We start from the raw sequence: 12,929 nt of genomic DNA on the forward strand, positions 1-12,929 counted from the left end.
TTTGAGGAATGGAGGATCGGACATGAAGAAGATCATGGTGGCAGCATCGCTCGTGGTCTTGCTCGGCGGAGCTGCGATCGCGCAGACCGGGACCAAGGAATCGACATCCGGCGGCGCGACCTCGGGATCGGTGCCCCAGGCACCGGTCGGTCATCGTCAGCCGCGGGCCGGCGACGTGCCGAATGAAAAGAATCTGAGCGATTCGAACAATCCGGTGAGCAAGGAAGACGCCCTGCTCGACAAGAAGATCAAGAGCATCTGCCGCGGCTGCTAAGCCCGACGGGCAGGGCGCGAACAGCATCGCCCCGCCCGCCTTGTGGCCTCACGCGGAGCGCTCGTGTCGTCCGGCTCGCGCAGTGTTGCGCCGGATCTCTACCGCATCGGCGAGTTGCTCGAGCACGGTCGCCGTGGTCGCCCAATCAATGCATCCGTCGGTGATGCTCTGGCCGTAAGTCAGCGGCTTGCCCGCGACCACGTCCTGGCGGCCGGCGACGAGATTGCTCTCGATCATCACGCCCATGATGCGGTTCTCGCCGCCCGAGATCTGGGCGGCGATATCGGCCGTGACCAGCGGCTGGTTTTCCGGATTCTTGCGCGAATTGGCGTGGCTCGCATCCACCATCACCAGCGGGGCGACGCCGGATCTTGCCAGATCGTTGCATGCGGCCGCGACGCTTGCCGCATGGTAGTTCGGCTTGCTGCCGCCGCGCAGGATGATGTGGCAGTCCTCGTTGCCAGCGGTCGAGGCGATCGCCGAGCGGCCGAGCTTCGTCACTGCCATGAAATGATGGGGGTGCGAGGCGGACTTCACGGCGTCAGCGGCGATGCGCACGTTGCCGTCGGTGCCGTTCTTGAAGCCAACGGGGCAGGATAGACCCGAGGCCAACTCGCGGTGGATCTGGCTTTCGGTCGTCCGCGCGCCGATCGCGGCCCAGGAGACGAGATCGGCGATGTATTGTGGCGTCGTCATGTCGAGGAATTCGGTGCCGGCGGGCAGGCCGAGATTGTTGATGGCCGAGAGCACGTTGCGCGCAAGCCGCAGGCCCCTGTTGATGTCGAAGCTGCCATCGAGATCCGGGTCGTTGATGAGGCCTTTCCAGCCGACCGTCGTGCGCGGCTTCTCGAAATAGACACGCATCACGATCTCGAGCTGGTCGGCGAGATCCTCGCGCAGCGCGGCAAGACGCTCTGCATACTCGATGGCGGCCTTGGGATCATGGACCGAGCAGGGCCCGACGACGACCAGAAGCCGGTCGTCCTGGCCGTTGAGGATGGCGTGGATGGCGTTTCGCGCCGCCATCACCACGCGGGTTGCCGTGAGGGTGCGCGGGACCTCCCGCATCACCTCCTCAGGCGTGCTCAGCTCTTTCAGTTCGCGGATACGCAGATCGTCGGTCGTGCTCAGCACGGCGGGCTCCTGTGATTTTGAGAACCTGCCGGCCAATAAAAAAGCCGCCAGGTCTGGCGGCTGTTCGGACGTTTGCTTCAATATTTCAGATTGAGCGCGATCCTCCTGCCGCCAGCGAGCTGTCGTAGCTAAAGTACCAAAAATAGCTGGTGGCGACGGTGATCATGGACGGTCATATAGCGCGCCATCGGCGCCTTGTCATCCCCCAATAGGAGCGAGGGGCTTCGAGGCGCCTCAACTGTTGCTTTTGCGTGCCGCCAGCGCCATGCCGATCAGGGTGGCGCCGCCGAACACAAGGTTGATACCGACGAGCAGGCCGATCGCCCATTCCGCCGAGCTCGGCAGGCCCGTGATCACCATGAACGAGATCGCGATATCGACGAGGCCCGAGATCAGGAGCCACGACCAACGCCCGCTCAGTTCCCGGCGGTGCTCCAGAGCATACATGATGGTGGTGACGCCCTCGGCGAGGAAATAAGCGCCGAGCACGAGGGTCAACGTCAGCACCGCCTGCATCGGGCGGGCCAGCAGCAACATGCCGGCGAGCACGGCGAGCGCCGCGGAGATCAACGACCACCAGAATCCCGGCGTGGTGCGCGCCCAGTAGGTCGCGACCAATCCGCCGATGCCGCTGACCAGAAACATCCATCCGAGAAAGATCGTGATCGCGAGACTTGCGAGCGGCGGCAGGATCAGCGCGGCGACGCCGAGAACGGCAAGCAAAATGCCTTCGAACAGGAAGGCCTTCCAATGCGCCTTCACCGCTTGCCTCATCGCAGATTGCAGCCGTGAAAACTCCTCGGGCGCTGTCATCGGCAAGCTCCAGATCGAAAGATGTGCGCCCAATCTAATACGCGCGCACCCGGCTTGCCATGCTGCGGATCAACCGCCGCCGTGCGCTGACGAGAAACCCTCGCCAGTGGTGCGGATGCGGTTGCGGCCAAGAATGTAGATCGCCGTCGTGACGACCAGGAGCGCAAGGCCGAGCAGGATGGAGACGAAGCCGATCGGGATCAGCGCCAGCGTCAGATTACGTTCGGGGTTGATGAGCCAGTGGTGGATCGAGGTCAGAACGAAGGCAAGGCCGAGGAAGCCGACGCCACCGCCGGCGAGCAAAAGGGCCCACATGCGGCGCAGCTGGCTGAGGCGCTCCCGCGCGATTTTGGTGCGGGGCGCATGATGGCGGGCGACGCGGCGCACCAGGCGCATTGCAAAAGCGATCGAGCTGAAACCGATCAGCAGGCTCGCCCCGCCCAGCCACATCCTTAATGTCGGGTCGAGATCCGGCATGCGCTGCAGGGTGAGCAGCGGGAAATCGAACGCGGAATGCAAAGCGAGGGGACCCATCAGCATCAGCAGCCGGCTGGAGAGACGGGCCCAGTCACGGTGATGACGGTTCGCACCGAGCGCCGTGCCGGCGCGCGCGATCGTGAGGTAAGCGCCGGCGATGATGCCGAGCGCGCCGTGGAACGGCACCGTGAGAACACTACGCAGCGCTGCCAGCGAACGCCACATCTCGGCATGCTGCACCAGATAAGCGAGGTTCTCGTAGGCGGCGAATCCGAGGCCGACGGCAGCGCCATAGACAACTGTGTCCATCGGGTTGGCGAAGGTCCGCCGCTTGGTCGAGGAGACCAGGACGACTGCGATCACCTTTACGGCCTCCTCGGGCAGTGCGACGCCGAAGACCGAATGCATGGCGAGCGCCGCCCAGGGATTGTCGGGGGCCGCGACCATCTTCGCGAAGGGGGCCCGGGCGAGACCCAGCAGAGAGATGCTGGCTGCGCCAAGCAGGAACGCGGTCCAGACCTGGGCCGGCGGCCCCGGGCGTTCCTCGGCAGCAATGACAAGCCACAGCATCAGCAGCGCCGGGGCGATCGCGGCCGTTCCGATGACGGTGGGTAACGCTTCAATCAGGTACATCGGCGCCGAAAATAGGTTCCCTTGGTCCGCTAATCCACGCTTTCCGATGCGACCATCTGTCATGCGCCTGCTGTCCCGTTGCTTAACAAGCGCGACAGCTAACCTTCATCAGGACCGCAAAGTGCAGAACGCGAGCGCAATCAATTGCATGACAAGCCGTCTTCGTCGACCACAGCGGATAGACGAGTCTCGCTGGTTAGCGATTGACAAGTCAGATCAAGGCAATGCGCAGGTTTCTTCGATTTCACGATGCACGGACGAAAGCGACGAGTCCAGAGGCGTGGTTCGTCACGAAGCGCCCCTTTCTGCGCCTCGAACCGCGGCCTTCCGCCGTGGGACCAGTGACCGTCAATGGGTGGTCTGCCGCGTCGGACCGTCGGGGGCGATATCGAAAGCGCCGAGATGAAATTCCTCGCCGACGGTCTCGGTGGGCTCGGCATGGTGCGCCAGCAGCGTGAACGCGGCTTGCGGGTATTGCTTCCAGATATCGAGGTCGCCGGCGGTGATGGTGAGCCAGCCGAACGTGTACATGTAGCGCCCAGGCTCGGTAACCCGGCCAACCCTGTCCCAAGTGATTTTATCGACTGTGATTTTATCGACTGTGATCTTGTCGAGTGTGGTCTTGTCGACTGCCATTCGGTCCCCCGATCGCAAATCCGCCAATGACGCCCGGCCCACGGCACGGATGTCCAGAAGCTGATCCCGCAATTGGGCCGCGATAGGGCAGCGATGCGGAGGCAGCACGGCCGCGCCGCGGACGCTGCCCGCCGACCGTTAGCGTGCCGTCGAAGCCGCCTCCGCTTCCGACGCCAGCTCCAGCTGGCGGTGCGAAGCGTGGAAGACGTCGTGGACGAGGCCGATCTTTTCCAGGCCCAGAATGATCAGACCGTTGAGATCGATCTCCCACCAGGCGTGCGAGATATAGGCGTCCCGCGGGAAGCGGTGATGGTTGTTGTGCAGACCCTCGCCGAAAGTGAGGATCGTGGTCATGAACTCGTTGGTCGAGGCGTCGTCGACCTCGAAGCGGCGATAGCCGTAGGCGTGGCAGACCGAGCCTGTGAGCTGGCTGACCAGGATCAGCAGGTAGGCGCGGAGCAGGCCGGAGAACAGCACACAGCCGATCATGGTGTGCACGCCGCCGAAGACGTAGCCGATCACGCCGGGAATGAAGACCGCAGACATTCCGTACCAGACCCAGCGAGTGCGCACGAAGAACATCGCGATCGGATCGGCGAGGATGTCCTTGGCGTAATATTCGTTGTCGGTGGTCGCCTGGTCGAACACCCAGCTGCCCTGCGCGTGCAGGAATCCTTTGAACGCACTGACGTAGCGATTGCCGAAGCCGTCGAACTGCGGGCTGTGGGGATCGCCGATGTGGTCGGCATAGAGATGGTGGCGGCGGTGATTGGCGACCCATTTGGCGATCGAGCCCTGCACCGCCATCTGAGCGATCGCACAGAAGAAGACGCGCATGATCGGGCCGGTGCGGAAGCTGCGATGGACGAACAGGCGGTGCATGCCGGCGCCGATCCCGAATGTCGTCAGCGCGAACATCCAGCCGAACGTAAACAGCTCGACTTTGCCGACGCCCTGGGTGACAGCCCAGATGATCCCCGCGACAGCACCGACATAGAGAATGCCAAGCAGCAGGTAGCTCTCGCGCAGCTTGGCCCGGACGAGCGGGCCTTCGGTGACGACGCCGGGAGGAAGCTGCGGCTTGGCCGCAGGGACGGTGCTCTGGGCGATCTCTGCCGGCGTGAGCCCGGCATCAGCGATGGACATTCCAGCACTTCCAACATTTCGGGGAGCCCGCAATGATTGCGGACGTACTGGCTCACACCCTATCGCGCAGGCGCCTCGACCTCCAGCATTTAGTTAAAATTGAGTTAAAATCAGGTCCGCAGGGTTTATGCCGGCTGCGGTATTCCCTGGCGCACGACCAGGCGAACGAGGTCGTCCCGCTGCTGCCTCTCGGCGAATTTCACCGCAAAGCCGTGTTCGAATTTGCGGATGACCCGCCCGACGCAGGCTCCGATGGCCAGCGGGGTTCCGACCGGGGGGTCATATTCGCAGGAGATTGCGACGCCGGCCGTAGAGACATCGATGATGAAGCAGCGATGAGAACTGCCGTCGGCCAGCGTCAGGACGGTGTGGGAGGCCTGCGGAACGAAGCGAGCCTCGCCCCGCAGCTCTTGAATTCTGGCGTCTTTCTGCTTTTTCTCGAGCCATGTCAGCTTTTCCGACATCCAGGCGCGTCGCGCTCGTGTCATCTCGAGCTCCATCAGGAAACCCGATTTCAGCGTCGCGCTGATGGTGCACTGGAATTCGCCGAAATCCTGGAAATAGGAGGTCACTCGCTCTCCTATCTTGCCGACGACCGGCACGTCCACGATCATGCGGAACGGCGAGACGCGTTTGGTACGGCAGGCGAAGTTTCTCAGCTTGCCCTCGCAATCGTACCAGCGATGCAGCGAATAGCTGCCGCTCACAGTTACTTCCACTGCTCGCTGCCTGAGGAACTCTGCGACGGACATGGGCGCCAAAATCGTGTTTCGGATTATTTCCGTAATTCCACGGTAGCGATCAAATTCTAAGCAAATGACACCGACGCCCGAGAGCAGGGGTAAATTTCCGGTAAATGGGCGGGCCGGTAGTGTGCCGGGGCAGGGGCAAAACGTCCCGATCATCGGGCGCGCTTGCTTCCTGGAGCAGCTGTGAGGGGACTTGAGCTGCCTGGCGCTCCCTAGCGGAATCGAACCGCTCTCTCCACCGTGAAAGGGTGGCGTCCTAACCGATAGACGAAGGGAGCAAACGCAAGGCCTGACAGCATTTGGCGACAGCCCCGCCGGCCAGCCGAGTCGTGCCCGGCGGCTTGCAGCGGGCGAACGTATAGTGGCCTTTGGGCTCGCGGGCAAGCCGTCCCGGCAGGCTGTTTTGGCCCCGGTGGATAGCAGGATCCCGGATTCATTCGGGCGGCGATTTCAACCGTTTTTTAGGGTTCCCGGGCTAGCGCTGGGGCGGGAGATCTTTTGCCGATGCCACAGCCCAAGAAGCGCGCAGCCCGCAAGCTGCTGTCGCAGCATGCCTGGATAACGCTCGACGGCGGATTCGCGGCGCGGCATTGCCTGGTCCAGGACATCTCGGCCTCGGGCGCCAAGATCACGATGGACGACGATGCGAGCGGGCTCCCGGGCGTGATCCGGATGGCGTTTGCGCGGGATGCGCGGACCGGGCGGAGCTGCCAGGTGGTCTGGCGCCGCGGCAAGTCGGCCGGCATCAGGTTCCTCTGACGCCACCGGATAGCGCCCGGCCCGTCGGCGGGGTACAAGCGCCCATGCGCCTCACCATCCCCTTCCTGATCTTGCTCGCACTGAGCTCCGCAGCCGGGGCCGAGGGCTTGCGCCTGCCGCCCACCGAGGCGCCCCAGTCCGCCAAAACTCTGCCGCTGAAGAGCGGCACCGGCTCTGCCCGGGCCAATGGCTGCGCCGCCTATGGCCTGGGCTTCACCATGGTCGGGGCGACCTGCGTGAAGATCGGCGGCGCCATCAGGGTCGACGCCGTGACCGGGCGCTGAGGGCGCCTGATGTCGCAGGACCTGATGCGGCTCGATCTTCTCGTTCCCGTGCTGATGTATTGCGCGTTGCTCTGGTGGGTCGGCCGCGGGCTGTCCTGGACCGCGAAGCTCGCCACGGCCGTCGTCACGCTGGCGCTGATCGCCATCGTCGTGACGGTCGAGCGCGGCTGGCACTAGGCCTGCAACCCCAAACCGCGAAAACAACCCCATGCACAGTAGAAGCCGGGCGCGGGCCGTTTCGCGCGGCCAGCGCGATTCCGCGCGCGCGCACCGGGCCTTGACCCGCGCCGGCGGCTCACGACATCGGCGGGGCCACGTGCTGCGCGAATCCGGGCCGCTTGCCGAGCGCGGCAAGCCAGCGCGTGAGGTTCGGCTGCGCCGGCCGGGAGATCCCCTCGACCCCGAGCCAGCGCCGCGCATAGGCGCCCACGGCGATATCGGCGAGCGTGAACGCGTCGCCCTCCATGTAGGGCCGCGTCGAGAGCAGCCGGTCGGCGATCGCCCAGACCTCGGCGGCCGCATCGGCATCCTTCTGCACCTTGACCATGTCGCGCTCGGCGGGCGCCGTGCGAACGATGCCCCAGAACACCGGGCGGTCGACCGGCTGCACCGTCGACAGCGTCCAGTCCAGCCAGCGGTCGACGCCGGCGCGCAGCTTCGGCGCCTCCGGATAGATCGGATTGCCGCGCCCATGCGCGAGGCAGAGATAGCGCATGATGGAGTTGGACTCCCACAGCGAGAAGTCGCCCTCGACCAGCGTCGGGATCCGCGCGTTCGGATTCATCGCGAGATAGTCGGCCTCACGGGTCTTGCCGTATTGCATGCCGGCATCGATGCGCTGATAGGGCAGCCCGAGCTCGGTGAGGCACCACAGCACCTTCTGCACGTTGACCGAATTGGCGCGGCCCCAGATCGTCAGCCGTGTGTCAGTCATCGAGCGTCTCCCGCAGCGTTGATGTGCCGCGCGTCATAGCGGAATTCGCCAGCCGCAGCGACGCCGTTTGCCGCGCGCCTCTCATGCAAAAAGCTCCGCTTCGAGAAGCGGAGCTTTCATTGCAGCGCGAACCGTCCGCGCGACATCAGCAAAATGCGTTGGCGCTGGCGAAACGCAAATGCGTTTGCGCCGATATCAACGGCCGAAGAACAGCCACAACAGAATGATCACCGGGATCGGCACACCCAGCAGCCACAGCAAAATTCCGCGTCCCATCGCGTCCTCCTCCAATTCGTTTTGTCGGAGGGGCAACGCCGGCCGCGGGAGCTTGTTCCTGCTATCTGGGCCTACCAATGGCCGGTGTTCGGCATCGACGCCCACGGCTCGGCCGGCGCCTTCGGCTCGCCCTTCTGCAGCAGTTCGATCGAGTGCAGATCGGGCGAGCGGACGAAAGCCATGTTGCCGTCGCGCGGCGGCCGGTTGATGGTGACGCCGGCCTTCATCAGCTTCTCGCACGTGGCGTAGATGTCGTCGACCTCGTAGGCGAGATGGCCGAAGAAGCGGTCCTCGCCATACTTCTCCTCGTCCCAGTTGTAAGTGAGCTCGACCAGCGGCGCGCCGCGCGTTTGCGGCTGCTTCTTAAGCGCCTCGAGATCGTCAGACGAGCACAGGAACACCAGCGTGAAGCGCCCCTTGTCGTTCTCGATCCGCCGCACCTCCTTCAGCCCCAGCGCATCCTGGTAAAACTTCAGCGCGACATCGAGATTGCGCACGCGCAGCATGGTGTGGAGATAACGCATGTTTCTTGCTCCCTTGGATGATCAGAGGGTTTTGCTTTGGGCCGGAACGGCGGAGGAGAGATAGCAGGAAAGTGGGAGGAGGGGCAGGGGGCGGGGGAAATGTGTGCGTGAGGGGGAAAAGCTCAGAAGCACAGAGCCTGTGCGAACCAAGCCGCCACGTCGGCAGACGCCACCTTGCGTGCGGTCGCGCAGCAACTCTGCCCATATTGCAAGAGCGGACTACCCTACCGGCTCTGCCACGGAAGGAAGAAGAAGCTGTTCTCGGGACGACCGTGACGGCCGCGCCCGTCGTGAGCAGCGGACTGCAGCCCCGGGGGAAGTGGACGAATAAATGTCAACGAACCCCAAGCAAGCAAAATCGAAAGGCTCGTTGGAGAATACGACGAGTACCGGCCGGTCGTTGTAGAAACGGATCTCGATCATGGGACGCTCACATCGACCGATGACACGGCGATTGACTCCTTTTGTAGCGAACAGCTGATCCAGAGTATGTTTCCCTTCTGGATTAACCCGAAGTAGGCGCCTCCGCCGGACTTTCCTCCGTCAGACTGCCAGAGATGGTCGCCGTTGGTTTGCGCGGCCGCGATCTGCGCCGTCACCGCAATTGCAGCTCTAAGAGTCGAATGATCAATCGAGGTGCCGTTTGCTGCGGTTTTAAAACAAGCGGCGCTTAAACGTCCGCGACTGGAGGGCAAACTTATGGTGGATGAGAAGCGAAGACTCCTCTGGCATGGCGCAGCCTTGTTTCTGATCGGATTGCTGACGGGGTTGGTCGAGCAGCATTTCACCAATGTGAGGATGGCGTTGGCTGCTCATTTGGAGGGCGTGATGAACGGCACGTTCTTGCTGGCGGTCGGCGCCATCTGGAGCGAGGTCAGGCTATCGGCACGAACGAAGGCAGTTGCCTATTGGGCACTGCTCATCGGAACATACGGCAATTGGATCATGACGACGTCGGCCGCCGTGCTTGGGACGGCCGCGCTCTCGCCAATCACGGCGACGGGGCATGAAGCTGCGCCTTGGAAGGAGGCAATGATCACCGGCGGCTTCGTATTCATCGGCTCTGCCATCGTCCTGGCCGTTGTCTTGCTCATGCTCGGGTTGCGCACCAAAGCAAAGCCGGAGTGAGGGGACGGAAGGACCATGGCCCACTACGGAATTACGGAAATTGCGATGACCGGAAACGAATTACCGTGACAGAATTACGGTGACAGTGCACTTATCTCCAGGCGGCACGACTGGTTGAGTGCACTGTCACCGTAATTTCGTAATTTCAAAATTCATTTCTTTTTCTTTTGCTTCTTCTGCTTTTTTATGGTGTCGGCCTGAGCCCGGAAGGCTTCCGCGAGGCTCTTCATCTGGTCGGCCACAAAAGCGTCAGCCGTTCGGGCGGCGGCCTGCTCGGCCACGACAGCCTGCTTTTTGATTTGCTTCACCACACCCATAAGGACTCAATGTGCGCACTGTTGTGTTGTTCCCTTCCGCATTGCAGCGACAGCGGACCCAAGGGACTCAGGCTGCGCCGAGGCCGCCGAGCCCAGGTGGCGGCCGCGAACAGATTTAGTGCGCCGCCACCGTAACTCCCTACCTGCACTCAAAGCTCGCCGCGCTCTCCGGATCGCCTTGCCCCTTGTACTGCGCATGTTGCGGATAGGCGCAGAGTGGCCGACTGCGGCCGGGAAAGGCTGGTCCCGTCGCGACCACCGCATCGGGCGCCTTGCCGTCTTCCACCCAGTTCACGACCGCGCTGAGGAGATCGAAATGATCGAGCGTTGCGCCGCTCGAGCAGTGACCCATGCCGGGCACCAGGAAGGCCCGGCTCGATTTCTCCCGCACCAGCTCCATGCCGCCGGAATCCGCCGCCATGCGCTCGTAGTAGTTCACGGTGTCGTTTGCCGAGAACCAGGGGTCGCTCACACCGTGGTAGAACAGCAGCTTGCCGCCATGGCCGAAATAGCTCGAAAGGTTGGTCCAGTAGGCGGTGTTGGCGAGGCGATCCATCCCGCTCGCGTTGACCCGGTCTTCGAGTTGATCGACGTTGATGCTTTCCCAAACGGGCGGCCCGACCGGACTGCGCGCGCCCGTGGTCAGGATGCCGGGAATGGCGACGCCTTCGGCTGCCACGCCGCTATCCCAGGGGAATGGCGGGTAGACCTGCGTGCCGCGTGAATTCTTCGGCCCGGCAAAAGCCTTTTTCAAGGCATCGACCTGCGGCTGCGGCAGGCAGGAATCGGTCTTGTCGCCCTTGCAGGTGAGGACCGCGGGTTCGAATTGACAGGCCTTGACGTCGAAGATCAGGCCGTCCTTGATGCCGTCCTTGGCGTCGCAGGCATCGAGGATCGCGTTCGTGATCAGCTTGCGCTGATCAGCGGAAAAAGTCTTGGCGGGCTCCGGCTTGCCGGACGCATCTTTCGGCGCGATCTGGCTGAAGGCTGCGTTGGCCCAGGCGAGACCGATGTTGGAGTTGCCGGTGCGCATCGCAGGTGCGCCGGCGACGATGCCGTCGAATTGCTCGGGATAGCGCGCCGACGCCAGCATGCCCTCGCGGCCCCCGGTCGAGCACCCCGTGAAATAGGAATGCTTTGCGGGCTGGCCATAGTAATGCGCGACGATCGCCTTGGCTGATATCGTCACCTTGCCGACGGATGCGCTGGCGAAGTTGAGCGCGGCTTCCTGGTCCTTCAGGAACGAGGCATCGAACACCGCGCCCTGATGACCGCTATCGGTGGAGACCACGGCAAAGCCGCGCGCCAGCGCCGGCACCTCGCCGGCCGCCTGATAACCCAGCGGCGGCCGGATCGAGCCGTTCAAACCGCCGCCGCCCTGAAACAAGAACCGGCCGTTCCAGCGATCGGGCAGGGCGATGGCAAAGCCGATCGCGTAGGACTTGCCCTCGACGCCCACGCGCTGATCGATGACGCCATCCACGCGGCAGTTCGGCGGCAGCGCCACCGATACGGTGGCCGGCGCCGGCGGCGACGGCTGCACGGTCCCCGGCGGCGCCTCCGGCACTATTTCGGCCTTGGTGACAGATGCCGTCGATCCCGGCACCTTCCAGCCGGTCAAGTCAGCGCATTTGAGCGCGGGTGGGATGTTGGTTGAATCGTCGGCGGTTGCCGGCGAGATCGCAATGACGATGGAGGCTGCTACCAGAGCCAGGCAAGCGATCGCACGGTCAAGCGCCCCATTTCCTTTTCGCTGCATCGTTCCTCCCTGCCGTCTTCCGAATTTTATTGCCGTGCACTCAACTCGCGCTGGCCGCCGGACGATCTGGTGCACTGACACTGAAACTATCTTGTCTTGTTCGGGAGGTGCAGTCCAGCGGCGAACATTGCGATAGCAGTACACTCAGTCTCTTCGCACCATGCGAATTCGCTGCAAGCGGGAATTGAGTGCACGGTCACGATTCGAGGTCGGACGTGTCGAACGGGAATTGTCGCCACCGGCGGGCGCCGCAAAACCGGCGGAGCTCGATGTCACCGCATCCATCATCGCGGCATTGAACCGCATCAGCAGCAGCGCGCGTCCGGGGATCAAAAATCGGGGCCGGGCGAGATGGGCGGCGCTGTGAGAGCGCCAGCATGAGGCTGACGTCTCGCACAGCGCCAAGGCTGGTCCATAAGGCTAGTCTATGTGGCCGATCATCCAAACGCTGCCGCAAAGAACGACACCACTCGAACGGCCTAAAGCAAAAGTACAGGCAGAAGCGCTCTTAGTTGGACGTACAGACCTTGACGGTCTTCATGCCGGTTTCGGCTTCGGCGCGGGTCTTGTAGACCGTGTCGCCGCTGACCACCGTCGTCTCCGACGTCGTCGGCTTCGATTCCGTGATCGTGCACTTCTTGGTCTTCACGTCTTGCACGACGTAGAATGACTGCGCGAACGCGGGAGCCGCCACTGAACTCAACATGGCGACGGCGATCATCGTTTTGAATTTCATTTTGTCCTCCTCGATCAGCCCGGCCAGCGGGCCCGTTTTCAAAACTCCGAAATCTACCACTTGTTCCCGGATGCCTCGAACCATCCTGCCGGCGCTGCGTTGTCGCGTCGTGCAACAGGAGGCTTCGATGCTCGACCTACGGCTGATGGCAACTTTGATCGCGCTCTCGATTGGTTTGATGTCGGTGGCATCAGCCGAACCGACGAAGGACCAAGCCGAGCCTGCGGTTCAAAGCTCGCGCGAAGCCCGGCCCGTGCGCGTCATCCTCCCGGCGCCCTGGCAGCCCAGCGAGAGGCAAGCCGAAACGCAGTCGGCAAAGTAAAGAGTGCCTCGGCAGGCGCGCTCGTGGA

At 63.2% G+C, this 12,929-nt stretch carries 17 protein-coding genes, 1 tRNA gene and 1 pseudogene; 6 read left to right on the forward strand and 13 right to left on the reverse strand.

Translation table 11 applies throughout. The features are described from left to right. Positions 1–22 precede the first annotated feature (22 nt). Positions 23–274: a hypothetical protein gene (locus tag BM222_RS35455; RefSeq protein WP_092239153.1), complete on the forward strand. Its 252-nt coding sequence runs from the start codon at positions 23–25 to the stop codon at positions 272–274. Between the two features lie 48 nt (positions 275–322). On the opposite strand, the gene BM222_RS35460 is transcribed toward BM222_RS35455, so the two are convergent. The 7 genes from BM222_RS35460 to BM222_RS35490 all read right to left on the reverse strand — a co-directional run bounded on the left by BM222_RS35460 (position 323) and on the right by BM222_RS35490 (position 6,140). Further along, on the reverse strand, positions 323–1,408 hold the full coding sequence (locus BM222_RS35460; RefSeq protein ID WP_092239234.1) for a 3-deoxy-7-phosphoheptulonate synthase: 1,086 nt from the start codon (positions 1,406–1,408) through the stop codon (positions 323–325). Positions 1,409–1,642: 234 nt separating this feature from the next. Further along, complete coding sequence (locus tag BM222_RS35465) at positions 1,643–2,221, reverse strand: HdeD family acid-resistance protein (protein WP_092239155.1); 579 nt, start codon at positions 2,219–2,221, stop codon at positions 1,643–1,645. 69 nt (positions 2,222–2,290) lie between these two features. Continuing rightward, positions 2,291–3,331, reverse strand: a complete 1,041-nt coding sequence (locus BM222_RS35470) for a PrsW family glutamic-type intramembrane protease (protein ID WP_092239157.1) — start codon at positions 3,329–3,331, stop codon at positions 2,291–2,293. A 348-nt stretch (positions 3,332–3,679) separates the two neighbouring features. Continuing rightward, on the reverse strand, positions 3,680–3,967 hold the full coding sequence (locus BM222_RS35475; protein ID WP_244547380.1) for a hypothetical protein: 288 nt from the start codon (positions 3,965–3,967) through the stop codon (positions 3,680–3,682). A gap of 138 nt (positions 3,968–4,105) precedes the next feature. Beyond that, positions 4,106–5,113, reverse strand: a complete 1,008-nt coding sequence (locus BM222_RS35480; RefSeq protein WP_092239159.1) for an acyl-CoA desaturase — start codon at positions 5,111–5,113, stop codon at positions 4,106–4,108. Between the two features lie 125 nt (positions 5,114–5,238). Further along, complete coding sequence (locus BM222_RS35485; protein WP_092239161.1) at positions 5,239–5,865, reverse strand: PilZ domain-containing protein; 627 nt, start codon at positions 5,863–5,865, stop codon at positions 5,239–5,241. A 200-nt stretch (positions 5,866–6,065) separates the two neighbouring features. Then, positions 6,066–6,140: transfer RNA gene (locus tag BM222_RS35490), tRNA-Glu, on the reverse strand. A gap of 226 nt (positions 6,141–6,366) precedes the next feature. Between BM222_RS35490 and BM222_RS35495 the strand changes: the two genes are divergently transcribed. The 3 genes from BM222_RS35495 to BM222_RS35505 are packed head-to-tail and all read left to right on the forward strand — an operon-like array spanning position 6,367 to position 7,082. Next, entirely contained in the window at positions 6,367–6,621 is a 255-nt protein-coding gene (locus BM222_RS35495) for a PilZ domain-containing protein (protein ID WP_092239162.1), read from the forward strand. Between the two features lie 44 nt (positions 6,622–6,665). Further along, positions 6,666–6,905 carry a hypothetical protein gene (locus BM222_RS35500; RefSeq protein WP_092239164.1) on the forward strand — a complete coding sequence of 80 codons (240 nt, stop codon included), beginning with the start codon at positions 6,666–6,668 and terminating at the stop codon, positions 6,903–6,905. Positions 6,906–6,914: 9 nt separating this feature from the next. Continuing rightward, positions 6,915–7,082 (forward strand): hypothetical protein, encoded by a 168-nt coding sequence (locus BM222_RS35505; protein WP_092239166.1) that lies wholly within the window; start codon positions 6,915–6,917, stop codon positions 7,080–7,082. Positions 7,083–7,200: 118 nt separating this feature from the next. On the opposite strand, the gene BM222_RS35510 is transcribed toward BM222_RS35505, so the two are convergent. Next, positions 7,201–7,839 (reverse strand): glutathione S-transferase family protein, encoded by a 639-nt coding sequence (locus tag BM222_RS35510; RefSeq protein ID WP_092239168.1) that lies wholly within the window; start codon positions 7,837–7,839, stop codon positions 7,201–7,203. A 347-nt stretch (positions 7,840–8,186) separates the two neighbouring features. After that, positions 8,187–8,639, reverse strand: coding sequence for a VOC family protein (locus BM222_RS35515; protein ID WP_092239170.1), 453 nt, complete (start codon positions 8,637–8,639; stop codon positions 8,187–8,189). Between the two features lie 636 nt (positions 8,640–9,275). On the opposite strand from BM222_RS35515, the gene BM222_RS35525 reads away from it, so the two are divergent. After that, entirely contained in the window at positions 9,276–9,767 is a 492-nt protein-coding gene (locus tag BM222_RS35525) for a styrene oxide isomerase (protein ID WP_244547381.1), read from the forward strand. A gap of 152 nt (positions 9,768–9,919) precedes the next feature. Here BM222_RS35525 and BM222_RS41535 read toward each other — a convergent pair whose 3' ends face one another. From BM222_RS41535 to BM222_RS35540, 4 genes and pseudogenes are all read right to left on the reverse strand, one after another. Next, positions 9,920–10,084: a hypothetical protein gene (locus BM222_RS41535; protein ID WP_177243657.1), complete on the reverse strand. Its 165-nt coding sequence runs from the start codon at positions 10,082–10,084 to the stop codon at positions 9,920–9,922. 139 nt (positions 10,085–10,223) lie between these two features. Next, positions 10,224–10,763 (reverse strand): tannase/feruloyl esterase family alpha/beta hydrolase, encoded by a 540-nt coding sequence (locus tag BM222_RS43535; protein WP_502690993.1) that lies wholly within the window; start codon positions 10,761–10,763, stop codon positions 10,224–10,226. Positions 10,764–10,769: 6 nt separating this feature from the next. Further along, positions 10,770–11,843 (reverse strand): annotated as a pseudogene (locus tag BM222_RS35530) (tannase/feruloyl esterase family alpha/beta hydrolase); the annotation flags it as partial. A 508-nt stretch (positions 11,844–12,351) separates the two neighbouring features. Beyond that, a complete protein-coding gene (locus BM222_RS35540) occupies positions 12,352–12,579 on the reverse strand; it encodes a hypothetical protein (RefSeq protein ID WP_092239238.1) in 228 nt (75 codons plus the stop codon). On the opposite strand from BM222_RS35540, the gene BM222_RS35545 reads away from it, so the two are divergent. Beyond that, a complete protein-coding gene (locus BM222_RS35545) occupies positions 12,548–12,901 on the forward strand; it encodes a hypothetical protein (RefSeq protein ID WP_143106155.1) in 354 nt (117 codons plus the stop codon). The genes BM222_RS35540 and BM222_RS35545 overlap by 32 nt on opposite strands. Positions 12,902–12,929 lie beyond the last annotated feature (28 nt).

Source organism: Bradyrhizobium sp. Gha (assembly GCF_900113735.1).
Lineage (GTDB): Bacteria > Pseudomonadota > Alphaproteobacteria > Rhizobiales > Xanthobacteraceae > Bradyrhizobium.

Bases quoted from the DNA above. Each gene is read 5' to 3' on its own strand.
- BM222_RS35455 (WP_092239153.1), top strand. From the start codon at position 23: ATGAAGAAGATCATGGTGGCAGCATCGCTCGTGGTCTTGCTCGGCGGA.
- BM222_RS35465 (WP_092239155.1), bottom strand. From the start codon at position 2,221: ATGACAGCGCCCGAGGAGTTTTCACGGCTGCAATCTGCGATGAGGCAA.
- BM222_RS35470 (WP_092239157.1), bottom strand. From the start codon at position 3,331: ATGTACCTGATTGAAGCGTTACCCACCGTCATCGGAACGGCCGCGATC.
- BM222_RS35475 (WP_244547380.1), bottom strand. From the start codon at position 3,967: ATGGCAGTCGACAAGACCACACTCGACAAGATCACAGTCGATAAAATC.
- BM222_RS35480 (WP_092239159.1), bottom strand. From the start codon at position 5,113: ATGTCCATCGCTGATGCCGGGCTCACGCCGGCAGAGATCGCCCAGAGC.
- BM222_RS35485 (WP_092239161.1), bottom strand. From the start codon at position 5,865: ATGTCCGTCGCAGAGTTCCTCAGGCAGCGAGCAGTGGAAGTAACTGTG.
- BM222_RS35495 (WP_092239162.1), top strand. From the start codon at position 6,367: ATGCCACAGCCCAAGAAGCGCGCAGCCCGCAAGCTGCTGTCGCAGCAT.
- BM222_RS35500 (WP_092239164.1), top strand. From the start codon at position 6,666: ATGCGCCTCACCATCCCCTTCCTGATCTTGCTCGCACTGAGCTCCGCA.
- BM222_RS35505 (WP_092239166.1), top strand. From the start codon at position 6,915: ATGTCGCAGGACCTGATGCGGCTCGATCTTCTCGTTCCCGTGCTGATG.
- BM222_RS35510 (WP_092239168.1), bottom strand. From the start codon at position 7,839: ATGACTGACACACGGCTGACGATCTGGGGCCGCGCCAATTCGGTCAAC.
- BM222_RS35515 (WP_092239170.1), bottom strand. From the start codon at position 8,639: ATGCGTTATCTCCACACCATGCTGCGCGTGCGCAATCTCGATGTCGCG.
- BM222_RS41535 (WP_177243657.1), bottom strand. From the start codon at position 10,084: ATGGGTGTGGTGAAGCAAATCAAAAAGCAGGCTGTCGTGGCCGAGCAG.
- BM222_RS35545 (WP_143106155.1), top strand. From the start codon at position 12,548: ATGGCGACGGCGATCATCGTTTTGAATTTCATTTTGTCCTCCTCGATC.
- BM222_RS35540 (WP_092239238.1), bottom strand. From the start codon at position 12,579: ATGAAATTCAAAACGATGATCGCCGTCGCCATGTTGAGTTCAGTGGCG.